This window comes from Azotobacter vinelandii CA (genome assembly GCF_000380335.1).
Taxonomy (GTDB): domain Bacteria; phylum Pseudomonadota; class Gammaproteobacteria; order Pseudomonadales; family Pseudomonadaceae; genus Azotobacter; species Azotobacter vinelandii.
The window spans coordinates 2,254,910-2,271,053 of the sequence record NC_021149.1 but is presented as its reverse complement, the minus strand read 5'-3'; the positions used below and the strand labels follow the sequence as shown (position 1 = coordinate 2,271,053).

Sequence of the window (16,144 nt, the reverse complement as noted above, 5' to 3'; positions counted from 1 at the left end):
AACACTCCTCTCGAAGAAACGACTTTCCTGATGCTCGGACCGGACATTTCCGCTCGCGAAGCGGGCTGCCGGAACCGTCCCGACGGGCGGAGCCCGCCGTCTGCAAAGAAGATTAGCGCACCCTGTATTACAGGGGCCGCAGCGACATGGCGGCCCCGCGCCGGAGCGGCGCCCAGCCCTTCGACGGCCGTCCCTCGCGCCATGCCGGATCAGCGGCCGTCGCAGCCGACGGCGATGGCGATCAGCTCGCGGGCCAGTGCGCAGGCGCCCGCCCAGGACCGGCTCGGCTCCGGCAGGTAGATCTCCAGGCCCAGGTAGCGGAACGCCGGGTTGTGCCACACCTGCGGCGGGATGATGGTGCGCGCGTGCAGGTCGGCGCCTTCGTCGCCCAGGGGCACCACGCGCACCTCCAGGCCGGCCAGGCGCCCGGCGCCGGCCACCGCCCGCCGCAGGCAGGCGCACAGCGCCGGATCGGCGCAGATCAGGTCGGCGCCGAGCTGCGGATCAGAACCACTGTGCAGGTCGATGAGCAGACGGTGGCGGTTCAGCACATGGGGCAGCAGTTGCAGATAAAGCGCCCGGTGCAGGGTCTCGTACTGGAAGCGCCGCGCGGCGGGCGGCGGCTGTCCGGACAGGCCCTCGGGAATCTCCAGTACCGCCACCCGCGCCGGGTCGAGCTGCCGGGCCACGGCCCGACCGAAGGCCAGCTCCTCGCGATGGATGCCGATCACCAGCAGCGTAGAGGGAAGGATCATCGGCAGCGCTCAACTGTCGCCGGTCCACTCGTAGAGCACGAGCGTGCCCGGATCGCACTGACAGCAGGGCGAACCGCAGGTGGAGCCGGCCGGCAGCCGTCGCACGCGACCCTTGCGCTCCAGGGTGGCGAGCATGGCTTCGACCGCCTCCGGGGTGCTGCCGCTGGCCGTCGCCAGATCGCGCAGGCTGGCCCGGCCATGCAGACGCAGGTATTGACCGATCTCCGTCAGGATCATGGTCTTCCCTCCTCAGGTTCGTTGCGGCTCGGCCGGCAGGGCTGCCTCCCGCCGGGCGTAACGGCGCATGGCGTACAGCGCCAGGCCGAAAACGGCCAGCAGCGCGCCGATCCAGAGCGACGAAGACAGCGGGTGACGGCCCAGGGTCGCCGCCTGGTAGAACAGGGTCGATGCGCCATAGGCCAGCCCGGTGGTCCAGCAGGCCACGAACAGCGTCCAGCGCGGGCCGGACTCCTGGTAGATCGCCGCGATCGCCGAGGTACAGGGCATGTAGAGCAGGATGAACAGCAGATAGGCGAAGGCGCCGGCGCCTCCGTCGAAGCGGCTGGCCATGGCCCCGAAAACGCCGCTGGCGCCGGCCTGCTCCGTGTCCGGCAGACTCTGCCGCTCGGTGCCGACGACATCCCGCCGCCAGGTGGCGCTGCCCGGCAACAGTTCGAGCCAGCCGTCGACCAGCGTGACGAGGTTGGCGGGAATGGTCGCGAAGGCGGCGACGATCCCCGCGCCCAGATCGAAAGGCGCCTTCTCGTCCGCCGCCCGCGACCCCGTCACCAGGGACGCGTAGGCGGCGTTCAGGGTGCCCACTATCGCCTCCTTGGCCAGCACGCCGGTGAAGATGCCGACCACCGCCGGCCAGTTCTCCTCGTTCAGTCCCAGCGGTTCGAAGGCCGGCGCGACGCCGCGGCCCACGGCCGCCAGCACCGAACGGTCGCTGTTCTCGTTGCCGTAGCTGCCGTCGGTGCCCAGCGCGTTGAGCACGTTGACCACCAGCACCATGGGCACTATCACCCGCCCGGCGCGGAAGATGAAGCGTTTCAGGCGGTCCCAGGCATGGATCAGCACGCCCCGCGCGGTGGGCACATGGTAGGGCGGCAGCTCCATGACGAAGGGCGTGGCCTCGCCCCGCAGCAGGGTGTTCTTCAGCACCAGCCCGGTCAGCACCGCCACCGCGATGCCGATCAGGTACAGGCTGAACACCACATTCTGCGCCCCTTCGGCGAAGAAGGCCGCGGACAGCAGCACATAGACCGGCAGGCGGGCGCCGCAGGACATGAAGTGCGCCATGGCGACGGTCATCAGGCGGTCGCGACGATGCTCCAGGGTGCGGGTCGCCATCACCGCCGGCACCGTGCAGCCGAAGCCGACCAGAAGCGGCACGAAGGATTTGCCCGGCAGGCCGATCCAGCGCATGAAGCGGTCCATGACGAAGGCCGCGCGGGCCATGTAACCGGAGTCCTCCAGCAGCGACAGGGAGAGGAACAGAAAGCCGATCACCGGGATGAACGAGGCCACCACCTGCAGGCCGCCGCCGATGCCCTGCGCCAGCAGCAACTCCAGCCAGCCCGGCGCGCCGAGCGCGCCGAGCAGCGCGCCGAAGCCGTCCACCAGCAGCGTCCCGGCGAGTTGCTCGAAGAAGTCGATGAAGGCGCCGCCCAGGTTGATGGTGACGATGAACATCAGATACATCATCAGCAGGAAGATCGGGATGCCGAGGGCACGGTTGAGCACCACGCGGTCGATGCGCTCGGTCAGATCGCGCCCGACCCGCCCGCCGACGCCCACCACCTCCTTGGCCAGACGGTTGGCCAGGCCGTAGCGAGCGTCGGCCACCCGGATGTCGACGTCCGAATCCAGCCCCTCGGCGAGCGCCGCGGCCCGCCCGCTCAGCGCGCCGCCGGCGCTCTCGCGGGCGAGATCGTCGCCCTCCAGCAGACGCACTGCCAGCCAGCGCGCCGAACTGCCGGCGCGCGCGGCCGCCGCCTGGAGTTGCGGCACCAGGGCGGCGATCGCCCCTTCCAGCGCCACGTCGTAGGGCACCGAGACACTGGCGCCGCGGCGCTCGCCGACGGCGTCGGCGATGGCCGCCTTGAGCGTCCCGATGCCCTCGCCCTCCGAGGCGACCACCGGCACCACCGGGCAGCCCAGGCGTTCGGCCAGGACCTTGGCATCCAGGGTCATGCCGCGCGCCGCGGCCACGTCGACCATGTTGAGCACCACCAGCAGCGGCACGCCCATCTCGGCGAGCTGGCTGGTCAGGTAGAGATTGCGTTCGAGGTTGGCGGCGTCGACGATGTTGATCACCAGATCGGCTTCGTTGCCGTGCACATAGTCGCGGGCGATCTTCTCGTCGAGGGAGACTTCCTGGTCGGTCACATCCAGCGAATAGGTGCCCGGCAGGTCCACGACCTCGAAGCGCAGCCCGCGGAACGGGTAGTCGCCGCTCTTGCGCTCGACCGTCACTCCCGGCCAGTTGCCGACCCGCTGGTGCGCGCCGGTCAGGGCATTGAACAGCGTGGTCTTGCCACAATTGGGATTGCCGACCAGGGCGATCCGGTAGAGCTCCTTCATAGCCGCTCCACCGAGAGCGCGTCGGCCTCGTCCCGGCGCAGCGAGAGGGCGAAGCCGCGCACGCGGATCTCCACCGGATCGCCCATCGGCGCCACCCGCGTGACGCTGAGCTCCGCCCCCGGGGTGAGACCCATCGACAGGAGCTTGCGGCGGTAGGCGCCGCCGCCCTCGGCGAAGCCGAGGACCCTGGCGCGCTCGCCGACATGAAGATCTCTGAGCAGCATGGCGAACCTCCCTGTTTCCGGTGTCAGTCGGTGGCCCGTGGCGATAGGGCCGGCCCCGCGGCGCGGCGTTTCGCCCGTCCTCCGCTCTCGCGCGGCAGGCCGGCGCCGGCCAGCGCACGCAAAAGGATGGCGAGGGTGCTGCCGTTGTGCAGCATCGAGGCGGCCACCGGGGTCAGCAGGCCGAAGGCCGCCGCACCGAGGATGCTGGTGTTGAGCCCGGCGGTGAGCTTGAAGTTGCCGTCGATCAGCCGCCGTGTCGCCAGGGCCAGGGCCAGGGCGTCGGCGACCCGGGAAAAGTCGTCTTCCAGCAGGGTGATATCGGCGGCCAGGCGGGCGATGTCGGCGCCGTGGTGCATGGCGATGCCGACCAGGGCGCCGCTCAGCGCCGGCGCATCGTTCACCCCGTCGCCGACGAAGGCGATGCGCGCGCCCTCGGCGGCGAGCTGCTGCAGCACCTCGGCCTTCTGCTCCGGCAACAGGCCGGCGCGGAATTCGTCGAGCCCCAGTTCCTCGGCCAGCGCGCGGGCCCGCTCCGGCTGGTCGCCGGTGAGCATCAGGATGCGCCTGGCGCCCAGTTCGCGCAGGCGGGCCACGGTTTGGGCGGCATTGTCGCGCACCTGTTCGGTCAGGCCCAGGACGCCGATCAGTTCGCCGCCGAAGCCGATGTAGAGCAGGGTCTTGCCCTCGCCGCGCAAACGCTCGATCACCTCGGCATGGGCGGCGACGGAAATGCCCTCGTCGTCCTCGACGAAGTGCCGCGAACCGACCACGATGCGCTTGCCGTCGATCACGCTCGCCACGCCATGGGCGACGACGAACTGCACCGCCTGGTGGGCGAAGTGGTGCGGATGGCCGAGACGATGGGAGGCCGCCACCACCGCCTCGGCGACCGGATGGAAGTAGTGCTCTTCCACCGAGGCGGCCAGGTTGGTCACGTCCTCCGCGCTATAGGCGGCGCTGAAGGCGATCGAATCGGTCACCTGGAGCACGCCGGTGGTCAGAGTGCCGGTCTTGTCGAAGACGAAAGTATCGGCGCGGGCCAGGCGCTCCAGGGCCTTGGCGCTCTTGATCAGGATCGCCGACTGGCCGGCGCGGTACATCGCCGCCTTGAAGGCCACCGGCGTGGCCAGCTTGAGGGCGCAGGAATAGTCGGCCTGCAGCACCGCCGCGACCCGCTGGCCGTCGGAACTCAGCAGCCAGGTGAGGCCGGCCAGGCCGAGCACCATCGGCACCAGGCGGTCGGCCAGGCGCGCGGCTTCGAGCTGGGTCTCGCTCTTCACCGACAGCGACTGCTCGACGAAGTCGGCGATCCGCGCGGCGGCGGCCTGGCGTCCGACCCGCTCGGCGTAGATGCGCAGGCGGCCCTCCTCGATCAGGGTCGCCGACAGCACCCGGTCGCCGCGCCGGCGCACCACCGGCACGCTCTCGCCGGTCATGGTCGCCTCGTTCACCAGGGCCTCGCCGCCGAGCACGGTGCCGTCCACCGGAATCACGGTGCCGGTGGCGGCGATCACGCTGTCGCCGACCTGCACCTCGGCGGCGTCGATCAGCGTCTCGACGCCGTTGCGCTCGACCCACACCTCGCCGCCCGGCGGGCGCAGCAGGTGCTTGAGCAATTCGTCCGAACGGTGCTCGATGGACTCTTCGAGGTATTCGCCCAGGGCCAGCAGGAAGGAGGTGGTGTTGGCCGCCAGGAAGTCGCTGCGGCCGATGGAGATGCCCACGGCGAGGGCCTCCAGCACATGGGAGGTGATGCCCTTCTCGAGGAAATCGTCGACCGCCTCGCCGAGCAGCGGCACGGCGGCGCCGAAGGCGACCGGCGCCTGCAGGCCCGGTTGCAGGCTGCGGCCGACCAGCAGGGTGGCGCCGCTCATGGCCACCGCCCCCAGGCGCGCGGCCTCGCTGTACCGATGATTGGCGGCCGACAAGGGCAGCCCCGAGGGCGAGAGCGCGAGAATGGCGGCGGCCAGGCCGTCGGGATCGACGACGCCCGGCTCGAACTCCACCACCAACGAGCGCGCCGCCGGATTGGCGCGCGCCTGCAGCACGCCCTTGAGGGTCGCGATCTCGTGCTCGATGCTGTGCGCGTCCAGCGGCGTTCCCGCCCGGCAGCGGTAGCGATAGCGCACCCGACCGGGCGTGCGGTGCAGCGGCCGCAGCCGGACGAACCAGGCGCCCTCCATCAGGCCTCTCCGTGGCGCTCGGCGGCGACCTCGGCCTTGATGTCGGCCATCTGCTCCTTCATCTCCTCGAAGCCCCCGGCGACGCCGGCATAAAGCTTCATGCCGGCCTTGATCAGCTTGCCGCGCAGCTCCTCGTCGGCCAGCACCCAGGCGGCGGCCGCGCCGAGCAGCGCGCCGAGCAGAAATTGCTCGGCGTTGCCCGAACGCAGGAAGGCCGGCATGTTCTGCAGCAGACCGGCATCGAACAGGCCGGAGCCGGGAAAACCGCCGCCGGGCGCGCCATTGCCGTAACCGTACCCATAGCCGGGGGCCTGCTGGCGATAGGCGCCGCCATACGCGCCATCGAAGCCCTGTTGCGGCCCGCCGCCATAGCCATAGGCGCCATAGCCGGCAGCGCCATCCTCGCCGTATCGCGGCCCGCCGGCCTGGGGAGGCACATCGCCATACCCCATGCCATAGCCCATCCCATAGGGACCCGGCCCGGCCTGCTGCCTCTTGTACTTACGCTTCTTGCCCATCTTGATCCTCCTTGTCGAGCCGAGCCACGTCGCGCAGCAAGCGTTCGAGCAGCAGCACTCCTCCGGCACCGGCCGCCGCAGCGACCAGCGCACCGGAATAGTCGCCCAGGCGAACGGCCGTCGCGGCCCGCGATCCGGCGGCGAACGCCGTGCCGCCCTGCAGGGCCTGGCGCAGCACCCGCCGGAGCCGCTCCGGCGACCGGGAACCGCCCTGAAAGGCGGCGAGGCAGGCGGTGGCGACGAAGGCGCGGGTGAATTCGGTGCTCATCGGCAGCGGCGGCGGCTGGAGCGGATAAGCCGGATAAACCGCAAGGCCGCCGACCGGGAGCGGGTATCTCATGGCGCCCGTCCCCCCTTGCCACCCTCGAGGTTCTCCAGGGACTCGCTGGCGGTCCAGTGATGATGCTCGCCGCCGCCCGTTCCGCCTTGTGCGCCTTGTGCGCCCGTCGCCGGTTCGGCCGCGGCCCGGGCCGTGGCCGCCTCCTCTTCGCTCAGGTGCGGCGCTTCGCCGACGGGCGTCTCCCCGGACTCGGCCTCCGCTTTCTCGCCGAGGCGGGCCCGGGCCCGCGCCGAAGCCTTCTCGATCGCCTGCAGACTGGACACGGTGGCCTCGCGCAGACCGCCCTGGGCCTTGTCCAGGCCCTCCTGGGTCTTCTCGCTCTTGAGCAGCTTGAGCAATGCGGCGCCTGTCGCGACGCCGACGGCGAAGGGAATGATGTGGAACATCTCAGTCCTCCTCTCGATTTCGACCGGGCCGGTTCTTCAACAGATAGATCCCCGCTCCGCCCGCCACCATGCCGGCCAACATGGCGGGATGACTGTGCCGCAAGAGAGGGCTGAAAATGCCGAGCGGGCCGGCATGCGAGAGCACCCGCTCCAGGAAGTCGGAGAACGGCCCATGACGCACGTAGGCCGCCTCCGGCGGTATGCCCCGGGCCGCGTGATAGCGCTCCTGGGCCATGGCATCTTCCACGGCCCGGCGAAACGCCGGCAGATGCCGTTCCAGCGAGGCCGCCAGCAGGTCCTGGAACACCCGGCGCGCCTCGGGCTCGGCGACCTGGGCGAGCAGGTACTGGTAAAGGCGGACCCTGGCCATCTCGCCGGCGACCGCCCGTTCGCAGTTGAGCAGCCAACCGGGCGAAACCGTGGTTTCCTGCGGGAAAGGGTCCAGCGGACGGGGAATGCCGAAACGCTGGCACAGGTTCGAGAGCGCGGCGATATGTCGCTCCCCGGAACGCAGGATATCGACGAAAGGCTGCCTCGGTCCGAACGCCTCGACGACACCGGCATGGAAACCGTGGCCGGCGTATTCGTCGTAGAGCGCGATGCGCACGGCCTGGTGCAGGACGGGAAAGGGAGCGGCGGGAGCGATCCTCCGACTGCGCAGAATCGGCTCGTCATAATTCCTCATGCCTGATCTCCCCATGAATCTCGCGCAGAAGCTGTTCGAGGGCCGCCGCGGCGGGCGAATCGACGCCGGCCAGGAAATCGCCCCAGGCCTCGGCCGGAATCACCCGCGGGTCGTACTCCACGGAGCACGAGCGGGCCAGCGGATTGACCCGCACCGCATGGATGCCCGGCGTGCGATCCAGAATAGATTGGAATCGCCGAGCCTGCCGGCCCCGTCCGGCGAGCGACTCGTAGCCGCTCACCAGTTTGAGACGGATGCGTCCGTGGATGTGATGGACGATGCGGATGTGCGCCAGGTAATCGCGCAGTTCGTCGAAGGGCGGAATCATGGGCACCCCGCGACGGCGAAAAACCGGCGGGCGACCCGCGCCGGGCAGGCCGGAAAGAAGCCGGCAGGACGAAGAACGATCATCGCAGGACCTCCGGCGGCGCAGGCCGCGCAGACCTCTTGGCTCCGCATGGCGGAAAAACCGATCTTCCCGCTGCTTTCGGCAACGGTCCGATACTGGAAGAGCCGCGATCCGGGAAGCGAACGGCAACCCTGGCATGGCTCCGATCAAGCTATGGCAGCATCGTGCGAAGCTGTCAAAACGCGGGCGAGCGCATTTCGCTCCCGCCGCCTTTCCGGGCTGCCGGACATCCATGCCGCCAGCGGACGGACAGGCGCCCCTTGCGCCCGGCACCGCTCCCATGACGCCCAGCGGCAATCCGGCGCTTGCCCGGCCCGGCTCTTTTGTTAATGATATTGTTTATCATTAAGCCGAATTCATCCCCAATTCACGATGACCGCCTCCTCGCAAGTCTCCCCCGCACTGCGCCTCCAGGTTCTCCATCGCCTGTTCGGCGAGCATCACGGCTGGCTGTTCGGGCGGTTGCGCGCCCGGCTCGGCTGCGCCCACGACGCCGCCGACATCGCCTCGGAAACCTTCACCCAGGTGGTCGCCCTGGACGATCCCGGCGCCATCCGCGAGCCGCGCGCCCTGCTCACCACCATCGCCAAGCGCCTGATCTACGCCAGTTGGCGCCGCCGCGACCTGGAACGCGCCTACCTGGAAGTCCTGGCGCAGCAGCCGGAGGCCGTCCAGCCTTCTCCCGAGGAAACCGTCCTGGCCCTGGAAGCCCTGGCGGCCATCGACCAGTTGCTCGACGGGCTGTCCCCGAAGGCCCGCGCGGCCTTTCTCTACAGTCAACTGGAAGGCTTGAACTATACGGAGATCGCCAGCCGCCTGGGCGTATCCGTCACCCGCGTGCACCAGTACGTGGTCAAGGGGCTGACCACCTGCTACCTGGCGCTCGAAGCGGCATGAAGCCTCCCCGCCTGTCGCCCGAGGAAAGCGCCGCCATCGAATGGCTGGCCCTGCAACGCTCCGGCCGGATGAGCGATACCGAGCGCCGCCGTTTCGAAGGCTGGCTCGCCGAAAACGAGCGGCATCGCGGCGCCTGGGAGCGCCTGCAGCGGCGCCTGGACAGCGCCTTCGCTGGCATCGCCGGCCAGCCTGCCGACCTTGCGCAAAAGACTCTGCTGAGCGCCGGCAGCAGCCGGCGCCAGGCCCTGCGCGGTGCCCTGGCGCTGGCCGGGCTCGGGCTCGGCGGTCTCGGCCTGACCCGTCCCGGCATGCCGCTGGACGGCCTGGTCGCCGACCTGAGCACGGCCACGGGCGAACGGCGCCGCTTCGCGCTGGCCGATGGCAGCAGCGTTCTGCTCAACGCACAAAGTCGCGTCGACATCGACTACGACGGGCAGCAGCGACGCCTGTACCTGCGGCGCGGCGCCCTGCTCGCCGAGGTGACGGCCGACGCCCGGCGGCCGTTCGTCGTCGAAACGCCCTTCGGCCGCGTGCGGGCCCTGGGAACGCGCTTCAGCATCGCGCTCGGCGAACGGGAAACCACGGTCTGGGTACAGGAGGCACAGGTCCGCCTGGAAAGCCGCTCCGGCGACAGCCTGGTATTGGCGGCCGGCGAAGGCGCCCGCCTCGACCCGGACGGCTGCCAGCGCCTGGAGGCGCAGCGCAGGAGCGAATTCGCCTGGCAGGACGGCTGGCTGGAACTCCACGACCGCCCGCTGGAAACGCTGATCGCCGCCTTGCGCCCCTATCACCGCGGTCACCTGCGCCTTTCCCGGGACGCCGCCGACCTGCGCATCTCGGGCCTGTTTCCCCTGGACGACAGCGAGCAAGTGCTGGCTTCGCTCGAAGAAATCCTGCCGCTGCGCATCCATCGCTACCTGGGCTGGTGGACGAACATCGAGCACAGCTGATTTTTTTTCGCATCCCCTCTGAAAATTCCGGGGCTTCGTCGCACATGGACGGTATCCCTCGCCATTCAGCGGAGCCGTCATGTCTCGTCGTTTCTCTTTTCTCCTCTCGCCGGTCCCCCTGTCCCTGCTGCTGACCTGCCTCGCTCCGGCGGCCCAGGCCGCGGAGCCATCCACCCCGAACCGGCAGCTCCTGACCTTCGACGTGCCGGCCGGCCCCCTCGAAAACAGCCTGACCACCATCGGCCGGCAAAGCGCCCGCAGCATTCTCTTCGACCCCGAACTGGTTCGCGGCGAGCACGCCGAGGCCCTGCACGGGAACTTCAGCGTCGAGCAAGCCATCGAGCGGCTGCTGCACGGGCGCCGCCTGAGGTTGCGCGCCGCCGAAAGCGGCGCCCTGAGCATCGAGGCCCTGCCCGTCGACGGCGCCCTGGAACTCTCGTCCTTTCTGGTGAGCGACTTCTCGCGGGAGGACGCCCGCGGTCCGGCCCACGGACTGGTGGCCCGGCGCAGCGCCACGGCGACGAAGACGGACACGGCCCTGCGCGAAACGCCCCAGGCCATCTCGATCATCACCCGTGAGGAAATGCAGACCCGGCGGCACGACAGCCTCGCCGACACGCTGCAGTACACTTCCGGCGTGATCACCCAGCCGAACGGCTACAGCCGCGTGGCGGACGACTATCGCCTGCGTGGCTTCGACATCGGCCCGCGCACCGGCGGCGTGCTGCGCGATGGCCTGAAACTGCAGAGCACCCAATTCGAGGGCGGCCAGGAGCCCTATGGACTGGAACGGGTCGAAGTGCTCAAGGGCGCTTCTTCGGTGCTCTACGGCCAACTCTCCCCCGGCGGCCTGGTGAATACCGTGAGCAAACGTCCCAGCGACGAGCCGCTGCACGAAATCAACTTCGAATACGGCAACTACCAGCGCCGCCAGATTTCCACCGACCACGGCGGTCCGCTCGACGAACAAGGACGCTTCACCTACCGGCTGACCGCCCTCTGGCGCGACAGCGAAACGCAGTACACCTCGATCGACGACGACAAACGCTTCTTCGCCCCGGCCATCACCTGGCACATCGACGACGATACCCGCCTGACCCTGCTCGCCACCTATCAGGAAACCCGCACGACCCTGACCCCGGCGATGAGCTACAACATCACCAAATACAGCGCGGCGCCCGGCCGCAAGATCCCCTACGACCTGTTCGCCGGCGAGCCGAGCTTCGACGACTACTCGGGCGACATGGGCACCCTCGGCTACCTCTTCGAACACCGCCTCGACGACGGCCTCGAACTGCGCCATGCCCTGCGCTACTTCCACTCCGAAAGCGACTACGACTACATCAGCCTGAACAGCAGCCGGGTCACCGGCGCGAACCTCTCCACCCTGACCCGCAGCTACAACTCGCGCGAGGACATCTCCACCGGCTGGGCCAGCGACAGCAACCTGCAATGGTCGTTCGACAGCGGCCGCTGGCAGCACACCCTGCTCGCCGGCCTCGACTACTACTACAAGACCTACGACAGCCATCGCTGGAGCGGCAATGCGCCATCGCTGGACCTGGCCAACCCGACATACGGCAATCTGCCCAGGGTCGATACCGGCATCGATCGGGGCTCGGACCTGCACAGCCGGCAGGCCGGCTTCTACCTGCAGGAACAGGCCAAGTTCGCCGAACGCTGGGTATTCGTGCTCGGCCTACGCCAAGACTGGGCCAGCAGCCACACCCGCAACTACCGCGACCGGAGCCGCAGCACCAAGAGCGACCAGGAGCTGTCCGGCCGCATCGGCATGGTCTACCTCGCCGACAACGGCCTGGCGCCCTACATCAGCTACAGCCAGTCGTTCCTGCCCGCCGACGGAACCGACAGCGAAGGCCGCAGCTTCGAACCGACCGAAGGCGAACAGTACGAGATCGGCCTGCGTTACCAACCGCCCGGTCGCGACCTGATGCTCAGCGCGGCCGTCTACCGACTGACCCAGGAGAACGTGGTCAGCTCGATTCCCGGTTCGGATTTCGACGAGCAGACCGGCAAGGAACGCAGCAAGGGCCTCGAACTGGAACTCAAGGCCGGCCTGACGCCCCTGTTGAACCTGAGCGCCTCCTACGCCTATACCGATGCCCACATCGTCGCCGACAACGATCCCGTGCTCGAAGGCTCGCGCATCGAGGGCATTCCCTATCACAGCGCATCCCTGTGGCTGGACTACCGCCTGGCCGGGTTCGGCCTGCCGAAGCTGAAGGTCGGCGCCGGCGCCCGCTACAACGGCACCACGCGCACCTCGGCGAACGTCAGCGACCGCAACATCCCGGCCTACACCCTGGTCGACGCGCTGCTCGGCTACGAGCTCGACGACCACTGGCAGATGACCGCCAAGGTGCAGAACCTGACCAACAAGCGCTACCTGTACTGCGCCAACTCCTGTCGCTACGGCGACGAGCGCACGGCCATCGCCACGCTCAGCTATCGCTGGTAGGGCTGCGCGACGCGATTCGAAAAATCCGGGAAAGTGCGTGGATGGAACGCCGGCAGCCGGCCTGCCGGCTTTCACCCGTGGCGGAATCGTCCGCGGAGCAAGCTAGAGCAGCCCCTCCGCCTGCATCGCCTTCTGCACGGCGGGCCGCGCCGCCACCCGGTCGTGGAAGGCACGCAGGGCCGGCCAGCGGGAAAGGTCGATGTCCAGCGGCTTGGTCCAGCTCAGCACGGTGAACAGATAGGCGTCGGCCACGGAGAAGCGCGCGCCGTTCAGGTAGTCCTGCCCGGTGAGCACCTTGTCGACGTAAGCCAGACGCTTCTCGATGCCGGCCAGCGCAGCCTTCTTCCACTCGGGGGTGAGCTGCGGATTGAACAACTGGCCGATCTCCTTGTGCAGTTCGCTGCCGATGAAGAACAGCCATTCCTGGACGCGGAACCGTTCCAGGCTGCCATTGGTCGGCAGCAGGCCGGCCTCGGGCAGCTTCTCGGCGAGGAACAGGGCGATGGCCCCGCTTTCGGTGAGCCGCTGGCCGTCGTTCAACTGCAGGGTCGGCACATACCCCTTCGGATTGACGTTGTAGTAATCCCCCCCGCCCTCGATGGTATGGCTCTTCAGATCCACCTTCTCCAGTTCGTAGGGCAGGCCCAGTTCGCAAAGGACGATGTGCGGAACCAGGGAGCAGGCCCCCGGGGTGTAGTAAAGCTTCATGATTTCTCCTCGATCGACGAATTGCTCGGCTCGCTGGGCAAGCTTAGGCCGCTCTCGGCACTCGCGCTATTCCGCCGCCCGCCTCCATGGCTCGCCTGCGAGTAACCCACAGAAGGTGTGGATCGAGCTGTGGACAAATACGGTATGACTGGCCACAAGGCCGATGGAATCTGGCCTCGGCAGCACCGATCGTTTTTTGATCAGAGTTGCGAAGAATCTTCCTGCCAGCACATAACCGTCTGAAATATCAAGCCATTTTCAATAGTGCGGAGAAAGATAACCAGCACGCCCGAGAGTACCGGGAACTCTGGATTGTCAACCGTGCGTGAGAAAAAAATTGTGGATAACCTTTGGACAAAATGGCTTCGCCGTAGCGGGAGGCGATGGCAAAGGCCCAGCCCGAAGCCGAAGTGCCGGCAAGGCAGCCAGCATCCGGGCGTATCGCCCAGCCCCGTGGGCGCAGGACCAGGACAGCGCCTCTCCCGGTAGCCCCGCGCAGCGCCGTGCTCCATGCTCGGATCTTTCCATCCCATGCGCCGAGGCAAGATTCGACCGGCCGGCGCTTCGCCGGGCCGGCAGATGCGGAGACCCCCATGCCGTACGATTTCGATCCACCCGCCGCCCTGCTGGAGCTGTGCCGGCTCATGGCGCGGCGACCGCTGCTGGTCCTGACTGGCGCGGGCATCAGCACGCCCTCGGGCATCCCCGCCTATCGCGACAAGGACGGCGTCCGCCACGGCCGGGCGCCGATGACCTACCAGGAATTCACCGCTTCGAGCGCGGCGCGCAAGCGCTACTGGGCGCGCAGCATGATCGGCTGGCCGAGGATGCGCGAGGCCCGCCCGAACGCGGCGCACCGGGCCCTGGCCAGGCTCGCGGCCGGACGGCGGATCGCCGGCCTGATCACCCAGAACGTGGACGGGCTGCACCAGGAAGCCGGCAGCGAGGAAGTGATCGAGCTGCACGGCAACCTGCACCGGGTGCGCTGCCTGGATTGCGGCAAGCGGCTGTGGCGCAGCGAGATCCAGGCCGAACTGGAGGAGAAAAACGCCTACCTGCGGGGTGTCGAGGCCATCCTCGCGCCGGACGGCGATGCCCGGCTGGCGGAGGCCCATCTGGAAGGATTCCGCATCCCCTGGTGCCCCTGCTGTGGCAGCGACCTGCTCAAGCCGGACGTGGTGTTCTACGGCGAGGGCGTGCCGGCCGAGCAGACCGAGGCGGCCTCGCGGAGCATCGAGCGTGCGCCGGCGCTGCTGGTCGTCGGCTCGACGGTGATGACTTATTCGAGCTTCCGGCTGTGCCGCTCGATCGCCGAACGGGGCAGGCCGCTGGCGGCCATCAACCAGGGCGCGATGCGCGCGGAAGGCCTGCTGAACCTGAAGATCGAACGGCCCTGCGAGCAGGTGCTGCCCTGGCTGACCGAATGGCTGGAGAATGCGTGACGGCAGGCCCCGCGGCGTTCGTCGCGGGGACGGACGAAGCGCCGGACTCAGGCCGGAACGCCGAGGATCACGCTGGAAGCCTTGATCACCGCACTGGCGCTGGCGCCCGGCCTCAGGCCCAGCTCGGCGGCGGCTTCCTTGGTCACCACGGAAACGATCCTGGCGCCGCCCGGCAGGGTCAGGATCACTTCGACGTTGACCGTGCCGACCTCGATCGACTCGATGGTGCCGGCCAGGACGTTGCGGGCGGACAGGCGGCAGCCGTTACCGTCGTCGGCCGCCAGCAGGACCCAGGGCGCCTTGATCACGGCCACCACCTTCTTGCCGGCGGCAAGGCCCAGGGACCTGGCGCTTTCCAGGGTGACCACGGCCACCAGCTTGTCTCCACCTCCCAGGGTGACATCCACTTCGGCGTTGACCGCGCCTTCCTTCAGGGCGCTGACGGTGCCTTCAAGCACGTTGCGGGCGCTGACCTTCATGCTGTTTCCCTCCTGTCCGATACGTGAATACGGGGGCGCGTGCCGACCGGCATGGCCTTTCCGGCATGACCCGTCGCGGAGCGACCGGCCATGTGCGACGAAACTGTAGCCGGTAGTCCGGCTGGAACAACCGTAATCCGACCTCCGATCGCCGAAGCGGCGGATGGACGATGATCCGCCGACCGCCGGCGTCACGGCAGCGGCTGGATCGTCGGCACGTCGAAATGCACGGCGAGCATCGCCACCAGCTCCGCCAGCGGTACGTTCTCATGGGTGTCCGTGCTGTTCGGGTATTCCAGGTGCACGCCGTAGCGGCCCGGACTCTGGCCGAGCGTATAGAGCCAGGCGCGCACGCCGGGTTCCTCGCGGTGTTGCAGGTAGATCGCCCGCGGGTCCAGCGAGGTCGTGGCATCGATGACGAAGGCATCCGGCCCCAGTTGCTCGCTCAGCAGCAACAGCACATGGCGAATGTCCTGATGTTTGTCCTGCAATGCCCAGATATTCATGCTTTCGCTCCGTACTCCCAGCGCTTGCGAAACACGCCCCGAACCGCTTGGAAAAGACCGGGCGTGCACTGGCGGTACCACGGCGAAGGGCGATCTGCTCTAATGTGCGGTCCGATCGGCGACCCGGCCTCGCACCGGGTCGCTCCCGCCGAGGCAGCCCGTCGGGGGTTGCCGGGATGTTGCCAAACCGTTCGTCGGACGGCAACGGCAGGCCCGGGCACGGACGGCGGAACATCATGAACCGGAAAGCCCGGCATACGCGCAGCGGCTTCGCAGTGACAAGGGGAGAAAAATGGGTGAGGTGAATTCATCGCCTGCATCGACGGAAGCGTTCAACCTGATCGTTCCGCTCGAGAGAAAGCTCAAGGCGCACCTGCGCCTGCTGCCCGACCCGCACCGCGCCGACACCTGGCTGCTGGACGTGCGCCTGTTCTACGAAGCCCATCCGGCGGGCCGGACCAGCTTCACCCTGAGCGGCTATAGCCGCGAGGAAGCCGAGGCCGAGGCGCGCAACATCAGGAGCAACAGCTACCTGATGCAGGAAATCGACCAGTATCTCTGGAGCGAGAACGACTGATCCCCCGGCTCGGCGGAGTC

At 68.5% G+C, this 16,144-nt stretch carries 18 protein-coding genes; 5 read left to right on the top strand and 13 right to left on the bottom strand.

From position 1 onward, the window contains the following. Window positions 1-209 precede the first annotated feature (209 nt). The 10 genes from AVCA_RS10365 to AVCA_RS10320 are packed head-to-tail and all read right to left on the bottom strand — an operon-like array spanning window position 210 to window position 8,005. On the bottom strand, window positions 210-755 hold the full coding sequence (locus AVCA_RS10365; RefSeq protein WP_012700864.1) for a hypothetical protein: 546 nt from the start codon (window positions 753-755) through the stop codon (window positions 210-212). Window positions 756-764: 9 nt separating this feature from the next. Beyond that, window positions 765-992 carry a FeoC-like transcriptional regulator gene (locus tag AVCA_RS10360; protein WP_012700863.1) on the bottom strand — a complete coding sequence of 76 codons (228 nt, stop codon included), beginning with the start codon at window positions 990-992 and terminating at the stop codon, window positions 765-767. Between the two features lie 12 nt (window positions 993-1,004). Next, the gene (gene feoB / locus AVCA_RS10355; protein WP_012700862.1) at window positions 1,005-3,341 is read right to left on the bottom strand and encodes a Fe(2+) transporter permease subunit FeoB; all 2,337 of its coding nucleotides are present in this window, start codon (window positions 3,339-3,341) and stop codon (window positions 1,005-1,007) included. After that, a complete protein-coding gene (locus AVCA_RS10350) occupies window positions 3,338-3,565 on the bottom strand; it encodes a FeoA family protein (protein WP_012700861.1) in 228 nt (75 codons plus the stop codon). Before AVCA_RS10350 ends, feoB begins: the two co-directional genes overlap by 4 nt. A 23-nt stretch (window positions 3,566-3,588) precedes the next feature. Beyond that, window positions 3,589-5,748 (bottom strand): heavy metal translocating P-type ATPase, encoded by a 2,160-nt coding sequence (locus tag AVCA_RS10345; RefSeq protein WP_015589524.1) that lies wholly within the window; start codon window positions 5,746-5,748, stop codon window positions 3,589-3,591. After that, complete coding sequence (locus AVCA_RS10340) at window positions 5,748-6,266, bottom strand: hypothetical protein (protein ID WP_231876368.1); 519 nt, start codon at window positions 6,264-6,266, stop codon at window positions 5,748-5,750. Before AVCA_RS10340 ends, AVCA_RS10345 begins: the two co-directional genes overlap by 1 nt. Beyond that, window positions 6,250-6,606: a hypothetical protein gene (locus tag AVCA_RS10335; protein WP_012700858.1), complete on the bottom strand. Its 357-nt coding sequence runs from the start codon at window positions 6,604-6,606 to the stop codon at window positions 6,250-6,252. Before AVCA_RS10335 ends, AVCA_RS10340 begins: the two co-directional genes overlap by 17 nt. After that, window positions 6,603-6,992, bottom strand: coding sequence for a hypothetical protein (locus tag AVCA_RS10330; protein ID WP_012700857.1), 390 nt, complete (start codon window positions 6,990-6,992; stop codon window positions 6,603-6,605). The genes AVCA_RS10335 and AVCA_RS10330 overlap by 4 nt, the downstream gene beginning before the upstream one ends. A 1-nt stretch (window position 6,993) precedes the next feature. Then, a complete protein-coding gene (locus AVCA_RS10325; RefSeq protein WP_012700856.1) occupies window positions 6,994-7,677 on the bottom strand; it encodes a ferritin-like domain-containing protein in 684 nt (227 codons plus the stop codon). After that, a complete protein-coding gene (locus AVCA_RS10320; protein WP_012700855.1) occupies window positions 7,664-8,005 on the bottom strand; it encodes an HMA2 domain-containing protein in 342 nt (113 codons plus the stop codon). Before AVCA_RS10320 ends, AVCA_RS10325 begins: the two co-directional genes overlap by 14 nt. Before the next feature lie 453 nt (window positions 8,006-8,458). On the opposite strand from AVCA_RS10320, the gene AVCA_RS10315 reads away from it, so the two are divergent. The 3 genes from AVCA_RS10315 to AVCA_RS10305 all read left to right on the top strand — a co-directional run bounded on the left by AVCA_RS10315 (window position 8,459) and on the right by AVCA_RS10305 (window position 12,412). Next, window positions 8,459-8,983 (top strand): sigma-70 family RNA polymerase sigma factor, encoded by a 525-nt coding sequence (locus tag AVCA_RS10315; RefSeq protein ID WP_012700854.1) that lies wholly within the window; start codon window positions 8,459-8,461, stop codon window positions 8,981-8,983. Continuing rightward, a complete protein-coding gene (locus AVCA_RS10310; RefSeq protein WP_012700853.1) occupies window positions 8,980-9,933 on the top strand; it encodes a FecR family protein in 954 nt (317 codons plus the stop codon). The genes AVCA_RS10315 and AVCA_RS10310 overlap by 4 nt, the downstream gene beginning before the upstream one ends. Before the next feature lie 79 nt (window positions 9,934-10,012). Continuing rightward, window positions 10,013-12,412 carry a TonB-dependent siderophore receptor gene (locus tag AVCA_RS10305; RefSeq protein WP_012700852.1) on the top strand — a complete coding sequence of 800 codons (2,400 nt, stop codon included), beginning with the start codon at window positions 10,013-10,015 and terminating at the stop codon, window positions 12,410-12,412. A gap of 102 nt (window positions 12,413-12,514) precedes the next feature. Here AVCA_RS10305 and gstA read toward each other — a convergent pair whose 3' ends face one another. After that, window positions 12,515-13,120, bottom strand: coding sequence for a glutathione transferase GstA (gene gstA / locus AVCA_RS10300; RefSeq protein WP_012700851.1), 606 nt, complete (start codon window positions 13,118-13,120; stop codon window positions 12,515-12,517). Between the two features lie 593 nt (window positions 13,121-13,713). Between gstA and AVCA_RS10295 the strand changes: the two genes are divergently transcribed. Continuing rightward, window positions 13,714-14,562, top strand: a complete 849-nt coding sequence (locus AVCA_RS10295) for an NAD-dependent protein deacetylase (RefSeq protein ID WP_012700849.1) — start codon at window positions 13,714-13,716, stop codon at window positions 14,560-14,562. 47 nt (window positions 14,563-14,609) lie between these two features. Here AVCA_RS10295 and AVCA_RS10290 read toward each other — a convergent pair whose 3' ends face one another. Together AVCA_RS10290 and AVCA_RS10285 are read right to left on the bottom strand one after the other, a co-directional pair. Beyond that, window positions 14,610-15,041 carry a TOBE domain-containing protein gene (locus AVCA_RS10290; RefSeq protein WP_012700848.1) on the bottom strand — a complete coding sequence of 144 codons (432 nt, stop codon included), beginning with the start codon at window positions 15,039-15,041 and terminating at the stop codon, window positions 14,610-14,612. Between the two features lie 191 nt (window positions 15,042-15,232). Continuing rightward, window positions 15,233-15,547, bottom strand: a complete 315-nt coding sequence (locus tag AVCA_RS10285; protein WP_012700847.1) for a hypothetical protein — start codon at window positions 15,545-15,547, stop codon at window positions 15,233-15,235. A 292-nt stretch (window positions 15,548-15,839) separates the two neighbouring features. On the opposite strand from AVCA_RS10285, the gene AVCA_RS10280 reads away from it, so the two are divergent. Continuing rightward, complete coding sequence (locus AVCA_RS10280; protein WP_012700846.1) at window positions 15,840-16,124, top strand: hypothetical protein; 285 nt, start codon at window positions 15,840-15,842, stop codon at window positions 16,122-16,124. Window positions 16,125-16,144: the final 20 nt, after the last annotated feature.